The 13,399-nt window shown below is 44.1% G+C and carries 15 protein-coding genes; 2 read left to right on the forward strand and 13 right to left on the reverse strand.

From position 1 onward, the window contains the following. The 7 genes from NM125_RS09965 to NM125_RS09995 are packed head-to-tail and all read right to left on the reverse strand — an operon-like array spanning position 1 to position 4,790. Positions 1-687 carry a FliH/SctL family protein gene (locus NM125_RS09965; RefSeq protein ID WP_255134769.1) on the reverse strand — a complete coding sequence of 229 codons (687 nt, stop codon included), beginning with the start codon at positions 685-687 and terminating at the stop codon, positions 1-3. 5 nt (positions 688-692) lie between these two features. After that, positions 693-1,736 (reverse strand): flagellar motor switch protein FliG, encoded by a 1,044-nt coding sequence (fliG, locus tag NM125_RS09970; protein WP_255134770.1) that lies wholly within the window; start codon positions 1,734-1,736, stop codon positions 693-695. A 10-nt stretch (positions 1,737-1,746) separates the two neighbouring features. Then, entirely contained in the window at positions 1,747-3,387 is a 1,641-nt protein-coding gene (gene fliF / locus NM125_RS09975; RefSeq protein ID WP_255134771.1) for a flagellar basal-body MS-ring/collar protein FliF, read from the reverse strand. Positions 3,388-3,399: 12 nt separating this feature from the next. Further along, entirely contained in the window at positions 3,400-3,714 is a 315-nt protein-coding gene (fliE, locus tag NM125_RS09980) for a flagellar hook-basal body complex protein FliE (protein ID WP_255134772.1), read from the reverse strand. Positions 3,715-3,740: 26 nt separating this feature from the next. Further along, on the reverse strand, positions 3,741-3,974 hold the full coding sequence (locus tag NM125_RS09985; RefSeq protein WP_255134773.1) for a hypothetical protein: 234 nt from the start codon (positions 3,972-3,974) through the stop codon (positions 3,741-3,743). Positions 3,975-3,978: 4 nt separating this feature from the next. Next, entirely contained in the window at positions 3,979-4,479 is a 501-nt protein-coding gene (locus NM125_RS09990; RefSeq protein WP_255134774.1) for a flagellar basal body rod C-terminal domain-containing protein, read from the reverse strand. Positions 4,480-4,490: 11 nt separating this feature from the next. Further along, a complete protein-coding gene (locus tag NM125_RS09995; protein ID WP_255134775.1) occupies positions 4,491-4,790 on the reverse strand; it encodes a flagellar basal body rod protein FlgB in 300 nt (99 codons plus the stop codon). Between the two features lie 389 nt (positions 4,791-5,179). On the opposite strand from NM125_RS09995, the gene NM125_RS10000 reads away from it, so the two are divergent. Further along, positions 5,180-6,112: a sensor histidine kinase gene (locus NM125_RS10000; RefSeq protein WP_255134776.1), complete on the forward strand. Its 933-nt coding sequence runs from the start codon at positions 5,180-5,182 to the stop codon at positions 6,110-6,112. A gap of 177 nt (positions 6,113-6,289) precedes the next feature. Further along, positions 6,290-7,684, forward strand: a complete 1,395-nt coding sequence (locus tag NM125_RS10005) for a PAS domain-containing protein (protein WP_255134777.1) — start codon at positions 6,290-6,292, stop codon at positions 7,682-7,684. Between the two features lie 96 nt (positions 7,685-7,780). On the opposite strand, the gene NM125_RS10010 is transcribed toward NM125_RS10005, so the two are convergent. The 6 genes from NM125_RS10010 to NM125_RS10035 all read right to left on the reverse strand — a co-directional run bounded on the left by NM125_RS10010 (position 7,781) and on the right by NM125_RS10035 (position 13,357). Further along, on the reverse strand, positions 7,781-9,118 hold the full coding sequence (locus NM125_RS10010) for a sensor histidine kinase (protein ID WP_255134778.1): 1,338 nt from the start codon (positions 9,116-9,118) through the stop codon (positions 7,781-7,783). Positions 9,119-9,176: 58 nt separating this feature from the next. Then, a complete protein-coding gene (locus tag NM125_RS10015; protein WP_255134779.1) occupies positions 9,177-9,578 on the reverse strand; it encodes a response regulator in 402 nt (133 codons plus the stop codon). A 55-nt stretch (positions 9,579-9,633) separates the two neighbouring features. Further along, positions 9,634-10,038, reverse strand: coding sequence for a hypothetical protein (locus NM125_RS10020; RefSeq protein ID WP_255134780.1), 405 nt, complete (start codon positions 10,036-10,038; stop codon positions 9,634-9,636). A 93-nt stretch (positions 10,039-10,131) separates the two neighbouring features. Further along, a complete protein-coding gene (locus NM125_RS10025; protein WP_255134781.1) occupies positions 10,132-11,898 on the reverse strand; it encodes a methyl-accepting chemotaxis protein in 1,767 nt (588 codons plus the stop codon). 33 nt (positions 11,899-11,931) lie between these two features. Next, complete coding sequence (locus NM125_RS10030) at positions 11,932-12,444, reverse strand: chemotaxis protein CheW (protein WP_255134782.1); 513 nt, start codon at positions 12,442-12,444, stop codon at positions 11,932-11,934. 481 nt (positions 12,445-12,925) lie between these two features. Next, positions 12,926-13,357, reverse strand: a complete 432-nt coding sequence (locus NM125_RS10035; protein WP_255134783.1) for an energy transducer TonB — start codon at positions 13,355-13,357, stop codon at positions 12,926-12,928. Positions 13,358-13,399 lie beyond the last annotated feature (42 nt).

Here is a 13,399-nt window from a genome sequence, read left to right on the forward strand (position 1 = left end):
CTATTTCCATGATGGCAGGGCTAATGTCTTTTTAAATTCATCCAGCATTTCCCTGAAGTTGTGAACCACGGTTTCTTCCTGGGTTTCCAGCCTGAACTCGCCGGGATTGCATTCTTCGGAAATCTGCATGTTCAGTACCATACTTTTGGAAAAATCGTCTTTTAGTGCCTGCACAAATTCCAGGTCATCTTCGCAAACCCAAAGAATGGGCTTCGACTGCTCATTAATCTTTTGCAGCAGCGGGGCTAATTTTTCCTCAAGGGATTCTCTTATTGCGGGGTTCTCAACCGGAATACCGAGAATAGATTCACTAATCTCGAAAACCATATCCAATAAGCCCGGCTCCAATATCTGTTGGCGGCTTTTCCACTCTTCATGAGCTTGCTCCAAAGCCTCCCTGACCACTGAAAGCTTTTCATCGATCTCAGCCCGGGCCGTTTCTATGCCTTCAGCCTGGCCTGCATTAAATCCTTCAGCGTAAGCTTCATCGCGAACCTGTTCAAGCTTTCTTTTCCAACGGGCATCTCTTTCATCAAGTAGCTCATTAATATCTGTCTTTTCTTCCGTGTATTCATCTTCTTCGTTTTTAACCTCACTTTCATTAAAAATCATCTGGTAATTCAGGCGCTTGCTGCCCTCATTAAACCAGCTTATTTGATTATTTTGTAAGACCTTCTGAGTTCTCATTCTGCTTACTCAACTATCTCTTCTTCGTCCATCTTACGTGTAGAAATCTGGCCGTCTTCTTCCAGTTCTTTTATTTTCTTGATGATACGCTGCTGGGCTTCTTTCACATCTTTCAATGCTACCGGACCAAGGGCATCCATATCTTCACGCAGCATATCGGCCGCCCGGTTCGACATGTTTTTGAGGAACTTGTTTGCCAGTGCTTCTTCCACTCCTTTGAGTCCCATAACCATGTCGGCTTTTTCCATCTCGTTGATGATAAGCTGAACGGTGCGATCGTCGAAGTGCAGAATATCTTCGAATAGGAACATTTGCTCTTTGATATCGCTGGCCATTTGTTCATCCCTTTCACCGATGGTATCCAGTACATGGCGCTCAACGGTAATATCAGATCCGTTAAGGATTTGGGCCACGATATTGGTTCCGCTTTTCACGCGGTCGCCAAGGGTATCCATGCCACCCATATGTTCTTTGATTACTTCCTCAATTTCCTCGATTACCTCGCTTGAAATTTTATCCATACTTGCCAGGCGATACACAATATCTGCCTGCAGTTCTTTGTCGAGATATCCAAGTATTTCGGCCGATTTCTCCACCTGTAGCTGGGAGAAAATAAGTGCGGCAACCTGAGGGTGTTCATTCTGAATGAAGGAGGCAATTTGAGTGATTTTGGTCTGTTGAAATTCATCAAATACCGTACTGCCACTTTGTGCCTTAAGCCGCTTCAGCATCTTCTCTGAATTGGCACTGTCTCCCAATTGGGCAAGCAGATCTTCGGCGGCATCCACACCACCATTCAGCATGTATTGCTTCACTTCCATCAGGGCGTAATACTCCTTTAAAACACCATCCACGACTTCTGATTTCACATCTTTAATCTTAGCGATCTCAAGAGTAATTTTTTCGATCTCGCTCTCGCTCAGTGATTTCATCATCGTTGCTGCCGTGCGAGTACCAATACTCATGATAAACACAGCTGCTTTTTGCGGACCGCTTAAGTCCGAAATATCATTAAATACACCCGGTTTACTTTTTGTAGTAGCTGCCATTTTTCCTCTGTTAATTATCTTCTGATGCTATCATTGCTCTCATTACCTGGGCGGCTTCTGCCGGCTTCAACTCAACGAAATTCACGATTTCGTCTTTGTTGTATTTCTTCTCAGGTAACTTCTTCGTTTGGTTTTCACCTTCTTCACCTTCGGCTCCCTCTGCTCCTTCAAGCTGGTTAGCAGCCGAGCTTTCTCCCGGTAATGAGTTTTGTTTTTCACCGCCTTCCAGCTGATCGCCCGCTTCAAATTTGCTTACCATATTGAGTTCATCCACTCCTGATTTTTTCTTGATGCTGTTGATCAGCAGAATTACAACCACAAAGGTGATCCCGATGAGAGACCATCGTAAAATGTTGTTGGTGAAGGTAGGCTGGCCTGTAAAAAAGTCGCCGTTGTCGATCGGATGCTTATCAAAGAACTCAACCTGTTTCACCGTCAATTGATCTCCGCGATTGTCCTGAATACCCAGGGCTACTTTCACAACTTCCTTAAATTCTTCCACTTCCTGCTCAGAGTATGGCTCACTTACCAGCGTTTGCTCTCCCTCTTCGCCTTCTTCAAACCGCTGCTTGTAATTCAGCAGCACCGAAGCCGACACCATCTTTAACTCACCCTGAGTTTTCTCAAAAACTTCCCGGGTACGATTTACCTCGTAATTTCTGGTTTGAACCGTTGACCCGTTGTTATTACTGGCAACCACCACCGATCCGGTCTGGTTGTTGTTGGTCACATTCCCGGCAACCGGCTCCATGACCTCATCATTATTGGTTTGTTCTCTTTTTTCTTCTGAAATAACGGTTCGGCTGTCGGGGTCAATTAAATCCGACTCCCGTACAATCCGATCAAAATCATGTTCTACTGAAACCCGGAGAATACTGTTACCGGCTCCAAGAACTCTGTCCAGCATCGACTGTCCGCGCTCGGTCAGATAGGCTTCCGTTTTTTGGCGAAGCTGCATTTGGGATGATCCGAAAGCGAGTTCTGATTCATAATCAATTTCATCAGTCAGCCTGTTTCCGGCCTGATCCAAAACGGTAACATTAGCCGACTCCAGCCCTTCAACACTACCGGCAATCAGGGATGTTATCCCTTCAATTTGTTCTTTTTTGAGGGCCTGCCCCTTTTTCAGGTTCAGGATTACTGATGCCGAGGCCTCTACTGATACTTCTTCAAAAGGAGAACGCTCAGGCAGCACCAAATGGATGCGGGAAAACTCAACCTGCTCCAGGCTGTTGATAGAACGAGCCAATTCCCCTTCAAGAGCCCGCTTTTTATTTACCTGCTGCATAAAGTCGGTCATACCGAGAGCATTGGTATCAAAAAGCTCGTAGCCTTTTACGTCCGAGAAGCTTCCACCCATCGGGGCCAGCTCCAGCCGTAGTTCGTGAACCTTATCGCTGGGTACATAAATAGCGCGGCCGCTTTCCTGCAGCTCGTAATTGACTCCGCGATTATTCAGTTCGGTTACAATTTCCTGGGCTACCTCAGGCTGAAGTGATCCAAACAGGAGCACATTTTCCTCCTGTTGCGACCAGTAGAACACACCCCCGATAATGGTGAGCACCACCAGCATCAGCACCACAAACATGGCACGCTGGGCATTGCTCAGCGGACCAAAAAACTCCTGAAAACTTTCTACATACTTATTCATTTAGTGCTGTCCTTATATTTGCATTCTGCTTATTTCATTGTAGGTCTCAATGGCTTTGTTGCGCACTTCAACCATCATCTGGAAGCTGAGCTGAGCACGCTGCATTGAGATCATCACGTCCGCAACGTTGTCGGTTTTACCGGACACGTAATCCTGCATCTTTGATTCAGAAGTTTTCATCGTTGTATCTACCCCGTTGATCGCATTAGAAAGCATATCGGCAAAGGAATCTTTTTCAACATCATCTACCGCGATCTCATAATGCTTCGGGGTAATTTCAATATCCTTGGGTAACTGTAATCCGTTTAATTGTACTGGGCTTTGCATGGCTTTTTCTTACCTGTTTCCTTCTTTTAAATTCGGGTGTCTATATTTCTTCCGCGCGACAACTCATGCTGATTCACTTTTCCATCCACCGAATAAATATTCATCGCTGCTTTTTTCTCTGCGGTAAATTTCTGGTTGATCAGAGAAGATTCATCCTGGGTTAGCTTGGGTAAATCTTGAGAGCCGGCTGCACTTCTAAGGGCTGTGTTTCGGCTTACTTGTCCGGCTTGTTGGGTATAGATTGAATTAATACTGTTCATGGTATCAGATCTCCAGTGATCGTTTAATAATTTCTTTTTCAGCTTCGATGCTGCTCAGATTGGCTTCATACAGACGATTGGCACTCACCATCTCCGTCATTTCGCGCACCATATCGATGTCCGGATATTTTACCATTCCGTTTTTATCGGCATCTGGGTGGTTGGGATCATACTCGTAGCGGAATTTATTCTGTTCGCTTACATGAAAGTCAGGCCCCAGCCCGGTTGCTTTCTCACCGTTAGGAGTATTTCCAACACCGGTAGCCATGTGCTTTGGGTTGGTTCTTGTGAGTGAAGAAACACTCTCGGAAAGGACCTGTAGAAATTTTTGTTGGTCCGGAGCTAAAGATTGTACCCGTTTTGGCCGATAAACATTCTCGGAGCCTGCGGGTGCCGAAGTTTGAGCATTAGCAATATTTTGCGATGCAACGGAAATCCGCTCGCGTTGTAAGGCCAGGCCCTGAGCGGCAGTTTGAAATGTTGATGATAATCTATCTGGGAGCATCTGAATGGGTTTTATCGGTTAATGCCTGTAATTCCTGATTTAAGAAGACTGAAGTGATGCCGAAGCGAGCGGGTAACCATTTGCACCCGAATTTGTGTATCGGCCATCTCTATCATCTCATCTTCCAGAACCACACTTTCTTCTGTCTGCACAATGGAAGGCGATACCGCTTTCATGCCGCTGATGCCTTCATCCAGCTGTGCCTGCTGAAGTTCTTCCTCAAAAAGCACTTCATGCCTTTTATAATTAGGCGTATCGGCATTAGCGATGTTTGAAGCCGTCACTTTTTGGCGAAGTGAATAGGTATCCATCGCCCTGGCTAACATTTGACTATGATTACTATCGATAAAGTTCATTGAAATTTTGCTTTGGTTTTGAGTCACTCGCACGGGTAATTGCAATTGCTGTGCCAGCTCACCTAAACCTCTCTCAAATACCTGATATCCATTTTTTTGGGGAACAATCCGAAAAGACAAGAGTAGAATTGACCGCTTCTTGGCAAATTTTTCCGTCTTTCCGAATTCATTTAAGGTGTAAGGGGGATCGCTGATAACCGGTTAAACAACCCGAACAGAATTAAAGCAGAACAACAATGATGACTTTACGGCAAGAAATTTGTACACCAGATTTGGCAGTTAAACCCGTTAATGCATTTAAGCAGATTGATGGTTACCATTACATAACTTCGGAGCATACATTAATGCAGATCATAAAAGACCTATTTAACGGGTATCCAGAGCCCCTTTTGGTTTTACATCACAATAACCGGAAAATCTGCTATGCCAGCCATCCTTCTGCTGCTATTGACGATCTGTTAGGGCAAAATTTTGATGAAGCCGTTACTGTAATTGACGCGAACATATCCGGCGAACCGGTTGCCTGCTTAAAAAATCAATGGCTGGGCTTTGATGAACGTGCATTTACATGGGAAGACGAAGAATACACCCTCATTGTTTTTAAGCAACGAAATGAAATACCGGATGAGGAAACCTTAGCCTCTTGGAGAAATATGATTGCTGTCATGCTTCACCGGTTCCGCTCCCCGCTTACCGGTATATCCGGCTATGTTGATATGCTTAGTGAATACAGCGATGACGAACAGCAGGAGAAATATTTCGCCCTGATTGACAAGGGTATCAACAACCTGTATGATATGATGGATGAACTGGAAATACTTTATACCATCGACCCTAATGTGATTGAAGATGAAGATGAATCCACCTCCCTGAAAGCTGGAAAATTAATTAAAAGCACGCTGCTTGACTACCCGGCAGACGTTCAGCAACGTATCGATATACAATCCATTGATTCGGACTTTGAACTCAAAGGAAATCCTTCCAGCCTCAAAAACATTATTGAGCTTTTAGTTCAAAACGGTCTTCAGCATGGAGCGGATCACACGGTTACTGTTTCTGTACCCTCCGAAAGGCTGATCCAGATTTCAAATCCCGGTCCTGCTATTCCCAAGGCTATCGCTGATAATATATTCAGCCCTTTTGTAACTGATAAAGCCAATGGATTGGGTATTGGGTTGACCCTGGCCTTGCTATACGCCCGGCAGCTTGGTGGAACTATTTTCTTGTCCAATAATGATGATGAAGAGATTACCTTCAGCCTTTGTCTGCCTGAATAGCTGAGACAAAGGGGCCGTCATTCAACTACTCAGCTCCGTTCCGGCTAACAGTAATAAGTCACTATTTACTTCCTATAGCTTCTAAAAATTAATGTTTTCTCGAATTCAACCGATAAAACAAAAGGGAAAGTAGATACCATACTGATCTGAATACATTTAACAAAGGAAGCTATCCATATGTTGACTGAAGAATTGACGACTGATAAGATTAAAGACCTCAAAAAACCGGTTCCTGTAAACCAGGAAAGCCCGTTTACTTTTGAGGAGTTGTTCTTATCCGTCACCGACACTAAATCTCAAATTACTTACGCCAACGAGGTCTTTGTCAATGTAAGTAAATACAGTCAGCAAGAGTTAGTAGGACAGTTACATAACATTGACCGGCACCCTGATATGCCCCGGGCAGTCTTTCATATTTTCTGGGAGTATCTGAATGCAGGAAAACCCATCGCTGCCTATTTTAAGAATTTGGCCGGGGATGGATCTTTCTACTGGGTTTTTGCATTAACTTTCCCATGCAAAGGTGGTTTCTTATCCATCCGTTTAAGACCGGGGAGTGAGCTTTTTAACACCGTTAAAGACTGCTATGCCAAAACCCTGCAATTCGAAAAGCGAAAAGAGCAGCAGTTAGGTGATAAGCAAAAAGCCATGGAAGAGTCCCGGGCTTTTCTGTTAAATCTGCTCAAGAAAGAAGGGTTTTCAGATTACCGGGAGTTCATGTGGAATGCCCTTCAAAAAGAAATGAGCTACCGTGAAAGCATCCTTAGTGAAGGAATGTCGGAGGAGAAGAAAAAGACCGAAAAACACATCGTCCCTCCTGTTCTGGTAAAAGTTGAAACGATACTCAGTGAATTGGTACTGGGCCTGGAGAACCTGCAAAACATTCATAACGCCCTGATCGGGCACTCCGATTACATCCTGAAACTGGCTCGTTCTATCCTATTGCTTTCCCTGAATGCACAGATCAGTTCTTCCAAGCTGGATCAGGATGATAGGTCGCTATCGGTAGTAGCCGAAAAAATGGGGGAACAATCGGTGGATGGGGAAAAACGGCTTATCAATATGAAGGAGAATATCCATCATTTAAGCGACCTGATAGCCGAGCTTAATTTCGAGATCATCTCTTCTAAACTTCAGGTTGAGATGACCATTGATTTCTTCAAAGAGCTGGAAAAACAAAAATTTGAGAAAGAGATATCCCTGATTCAATCTGATGAAGTTATAAATTTGTTGTATGATGCCTTTATGCCGCGCTTAGATGTTATCAGTAAAGGAATTGGAAAAGTGCCGGCTTATCTTCGTGACCTAATGAACGGAGTGAAGGACATTGAGCGATTTTTATTGGTACTTCGATTTATACATATTACCGGAAAGGTGGAAGTTGCCCGTATGAATGACGATGCCAACTCATTTTCAACTACCTTTCAGGATCTGGTGAATGAAATTGAAACGGCCGATTCCCACCTTGGCGAACTAAATGAAGTGGTAAGCGATAACAAAGACAGCGGACTGATGTACACCGCTTACCAGGAACGCCTTACAAACCTTATTGCAAATATTGACCGCAGATAAGCAGCCTCGGCCAATACTGTTAGGGTAACACCCAAAAAAGAGGAGTCAATTGGCTCCTCTTTTATTTTGTCTGTTATATAATGTTTAGTTTCTTTTTTAGCTTAAATGAGCCCCGGCCGAACCCTTTATATTCTCTTTCTGAAAACACAGAGTAAAGGTGGTTCCTCCCTCATCAGAAATGTATTGATAGGTTCCATTCAACTGTTTTACCAGGGTTCTAAGTAAGGTATTCCCCAGGGTTTTATCCCGGTCAATGTCAAAGTCTTCCGGCAGGCCCGAACCGTTATCCGCTATAGAGATATATACTGTTTGTTCCTGGTTATATAGTTGAATGCGAATCTTACCAGACTCCGCTTTAGTAAAGGCATGCTTGTACGCATTGGTAATCACCTCGTTCATAATTAACGAACAGGGATGTGCCTGATTGATATTCAGCATCACCGATTCCACATCCAGTTTCACATCAATTTTTTGGGTCAGCTCATAGTACATTTTAGAAATGGAGGTAACTATTTTCTTCAGGTTCTGCCCAAATTCCAGTTGACTAAAGCTCCCCGATTCATACAACAACTCGTGCATGTTTGCCATAGCCTGAACACGCCCTACACTGGAGTACAGTTTAGACTGAACGCTCTCGTTGCCTTCGGTAAAGGCTTGTAACTGCATGAGGCCCGAAATAATGGCCAGGTTGTTTTTAACGCGATGGTGCAGTTCTGACAAGAGAACCGTTTTCTCCTCCACCGCCATCTTCAACTCCTTTTCGGTCTCGCGAAAGGGGGTAATATCCTGCCCAACCATAATGAAGCTTGTGATAAAGTCGTACTCATTGCGGACCGGAGTAAGCGTTGCCGAAAACACAAAGGTACCGCATGTCTTCTTATTATTAATCAGCTCCCCTTTCCATTCTTCACCATTCCCTATTGCCGTTCTTAATTCGGTGTACTGCTGCTGGTAGTCGAGGCTGGATTTGAACATCTCGAGCCCGCAGCCAATTACCTCTTCTTCTTTGTACTGTGAGAGTTTTAAAAAACTTGGATTTGCATACTCAATAAACCCCTGCCTGTCGGCAATAAGGATGAGCGCCGGGCTCAATTCTGCCACTTTACTGAACTTGTAATATGGATTTTTGGCTACGCCCAGCTTTGTAGGGTCACCAAAAGAAGGTTGAAACATATTACTGGAGTGGTTTCTGATCAGTCGGATTATTTTACTTTGAGAGGGAGCTGAAATTTCTTTTTCGGGTGGCTCCTGTTCATTCTTTTGAATTTTTCGGAGAGGCGTTTTAGCCATATTCTCCAACTTTGGATCCCCTTCAGCTTTTGGAGAGGAATTTGTTTCCAAATAATTGAGCCGACAACTATTGCCCTCCGGATCAAGCTTCATACCTTTCCGTAACTCTTCGGTGAGTTTTTTCTTAGGTGAAGAATTTTTCATTGTTCATCTCCTCATGGCAGTGTAATTAGTTCTCGGCTTTTTATAAGTGGATGAACCCTTACCCGGTTTCCCCACTTCTCTTAGTATTAATCATCTCACTGATTTTGTCCTTCAACAGAAGATGGGTCAGTGGCTTATGTACAAAACCCATTCCCTGTCTTAAAATGGCATCGATTCGGTCTTCGTTATTCTCGGAAGAAACAACGATGGCCGGTATATCTGACATCTCCGGATGATCGCGGGCATAATCCAGCATTTCCAGTCCGTCCATAATGGGCATGTAGATGTCCACCAACATCATATCTACCTTTTCTTTTTCCAGGATTTCCAGTCCTTCCTTACCATTTTCGGCTTCAAAAATTTCGTCTACTTCAACATCCAGATCTGCCGAAAGCACCGTGCTTCTCAGCACCACTCTCATTGCAGCATCATCTTCAACAATCAGTACATTTATCTTCATCCCTACTGCTCCTAATAATTAGATTTGATAAAACCGTCTGTAAATAAATTTCAGCTCAAAGAATCAGAGCCAGAATCACTGCAACGACCGACAGCATCACCGCCACAGCAGATATGGTTATAAATATGGTGGTTCGCTTTTTTTCTGAACTCAGATCGGCCAATACTGCCGACACTAATGGATAGTTCACGCTCAGCCCTTCAAACTTTTCGGACATAAAGAATGTGGTAATATCTCCATCCTCGTTCTTGTAACTGTACTTTTTGTTGAAGTGGTAGTACAATCGCCCGAAGATCATGTCTTCATCAACACCACAAGCATCCGCTATTTCCTGGATGTTTACCGGTACGCGGATTCGGGCAATCCGGTCCGGTTCGTCCTTAGCGTACTTCTTGTACTCATCATAGTAGCGATAGTAAATATCCTCAATGATCTCTAAGTCTGTTGGTATTTGATCCATGTTAACCTCTCTGTGTTATTTATACTTGAATAGAGGATCCGGGAAACCAGATCCTCTGCTACAAGTCATATTCATTTATGTAGTCGCGCCTGGTTAGAAATCACTGAAGTCATCATCATCCTCGAAAGGGATTAGTTCGTGAGCTTCTACTCTCTTGGAAGAACCATTTGAATGGCCGTTTGAGTGCGCTTCATGCTTCGATCCATTTCCGGATCTGCTTTGTTGACCATTGCCTTTACTGTGCCCATTATGGCCGTTTCCATTTGCAAAGCCATTTCTGATGGCTTTACTACTCGTGGCAGGCTGCTGCTCCGGGTTACGGATAAAAGATCCGTTTCCAATACTTGCTGAACTACCTCCCCCAACAAGTCCGACCAGCTCTACAATGATGTTATTCAATTCATTGGCCTGAGAAGTCAACTCCTCAGCGGCACTGGCCGATTCTTCGGATGAGGAAGCATTATCCTGAACCACGTTGTCCATTTCGGTCATAACCGAGGTCATTTGCTCAATGCCTACCGCCTGTTCTTTGGAAGCTGCTGAAATCTCCACTACAAGCGTACTTACACTTGAGATGCTTTGCTCTATTGCTTTCAGGTTTTCAGAAACCTCTTCGGCTACACTTGAACCACGGTCTGAACTTGCCTGTGACTTCTGGATCAGTTCTGATGTATTCTGGGCAGCTTCCGCACTTCGCTGTGCCAGGTTACGTACTTCTTCCGCTACCACGGCAAAACCTTTTCCTGCCTCTCCGGCACGGGCTGCTTCAACAGCGGCATTCAATGCCAGCAGATTGGTCTGGAAGGCAATGTCGTCGATCGTGTTGATGATTTTGGATGTTTCCTGGGCAGAACTCTTAATCTCATTCATAGCCTGAACCATACGCTGCATGGCCTGAACCCCATTTTCAACCAACGGCTTCGACTCATTCATGGCCAGCTCGGCCTGACTTGAATTATCATCGGTTTGCTTAATTTGGGCAGCCATTTCTTCCAGAGATGATGTGGTTTCCTGAAGACTTGCAGCCTGTTCGCTGGCACTTTCAGCCAATTGCTGGCTTGCGCTCGACAGTTGCTCGGAGGACACACTAACCTGGTCGGAACCGGTTCTAAGTCTTTCGATTATGCTCTTAAGCGTACCATTAATAGAACGGCCCACAAAGAAGCCAAATGCCATCACACCTAATACTGAGATCAAGGCTACCACGCTAATAATCCAGACATAGTTGTTTACCGTAGCCTGGGTATTGTCAGCCAGGGCTCTGGCGCCATTTTCAGCCGCCTCGTTTATAGCTACTGAACGATCCAGCAATTCCTGGTACTCAACAGCAGCATTCCTTTCCGCTTCAAATAAAGCATTACTTACTTTAGTCAGCTCCGATGGATCTGTGTTATTCTCCAGCGCCAGGGTTGCATTAAGATAAGCCTGAAGGTTACTTTCGTAGCTTTCAATAACTTCTTTAAGCCCCTGCATCTTCTCCTCCAAAACCGGGAGATCGTGGGCTTCTACATAGCTTTCAAATTCTGCATACTCTCCGTAAATCTTCTCAAATCTCGAGAGTGCCGATTCCATATAGGAAACGTCGTTTGTGTTTGTAAACTGGAGGTGTTCGTAGCCAGCCTTGCGTACAGCTGTTTCAAATGCCGCAGCGGTTCCCCACTCATTAAACGATACCTCAGATAAAGAGGTGGTGTTGTTTTGTATTTTATTGAGTGAGAATAGTGCGATAGCACCAAGAATCAGTGTTACCACAGTTGCAGATGCTGTAAGGAAAAATATTCTTTTCCCTATGGTCCAGCTACCTTCCGCATCACTTATACCCTGACTTACATTATTCAGATAGTTATTAATCGATGACATTGTTGCCTCATGTTTACGGTTTTAATTTGTTGATTAAGCTGCGGTGTCGTTTGTCTCCAATACCTCTTCGGGCACATCAAATAGTACTTTGTGGATATCAACGATCATTTTTACAGACTCCTTAACCTTACCAATACCCGCCAGGTATTCGCTGTTTCCCTTCACTCCAAATGATGGGACTTCTTCAATTTGATTGTCTTTGATATCAGCTACTTCCGATACCTTATCTACCAGTACGCCCATCAGGTAATCACCTTCCTGAACTACAATCACGCAGGTCTCGTCGGTGTCTTCAACTGCCGGCAATTCAAAGCGAAGCCGCAGGTTCATTACCGGTACAATTTTACCTCTCAGGTTTAACACCCCGCGAATGTACTTCGGCATCTTGGGAACGGGGGTAATCGGCATCAGGCCAATGATTTCCTGTACTTTTAATATTTCGATTGCGTACTCCTCTTTACCTAAAAAGAAGCTGAGAAATTTTCCGCCAGCTATTATATGGCCGATTTCTTCGGCCTCTTTTTCTTTAACCAGTGTTTCTTCCATGTCGATGATAGTTTTGCTTCTTTACAGGCAATGGGATCCGGACGTTGAGGGGTCTCATGCCGGTTTCCTTCGCCAAAAAGCATAATTATTGGTTTGATAATTACATTATCGGACATCCACAGATTTTCTTAAATGATTTTAATGTGCCGGACTAACTATTTATGAAGGGAGCAACCTTGTAGCGTCCGCAGGTCCTGCAAGCGTTGTAGGGATATCGACCCATATTACCCGGCGAATGCTCCAGGGGCTTTTATACACCAGGAGGTTCTTCTCTTTATCCTCCTAATTAACCTATGCGTAAGAATATGGATGTGTAGATCTCTCTTATTATGCAACCTTACCTTGCAAAACCTCTCTCTATTTGGGATGAAGGTATTTTGTAATTGGAGGTGAAAAACATGCCCATAAAAAAAGCATTACCCTGGTCAGGATAATGCTTTTAGCCAATTATTGGGGATGTTATGTCTTAGTCTAAAGTTCTTTAGCTGTTGATCTTGAAGCTTACCGGAAGGGTGTAGTATACCTTAACGGGTTTTCCTTGTAATTTACCCGGTGTAAACTTCACTTTTTTAATGCCCTCTACTGCAGCTTGCCCACAGCCGGCGCCGATATCTTTAATCACTTCCGGGTTTTTAACATCACCGTTTTCATCAACCACAAATTTCACAAAAACCCGGCCTTCTACACGTCCGGCTATGGCAGCCCGGGGATATTCAATATTCTTATATACCTCTTTGATACCTCCATCAATTTCCGGCATCTGGTCCACTACATCATAAATTGTAACTGAGTCGTCAGCAACAACTTCAAAAGCCGGGTTGTCAACAAAATCTGGTACTGTTTCAGCGTTTGCACTCGTTACCACCAAAAGGGCAATTACAAAAGAAAAAAGTTGTATTGATTTCTTAAGCATGGGTTTTCCTCAATTTTAGATGTAGAAAAAGTTTTCACGTAT

Origin of the sequence: Gracilimonas sediminicola, from assembly GCF_024320785.1 — a bacterium.
In the GTDB taxonomy this organism is placed as follows: domain Bacteria; phylum Bacteroidota; class Rhodothermia; order Balneolales; family Balneolaceae; genus Gracilimonas; species Gracilimonas sediminicola.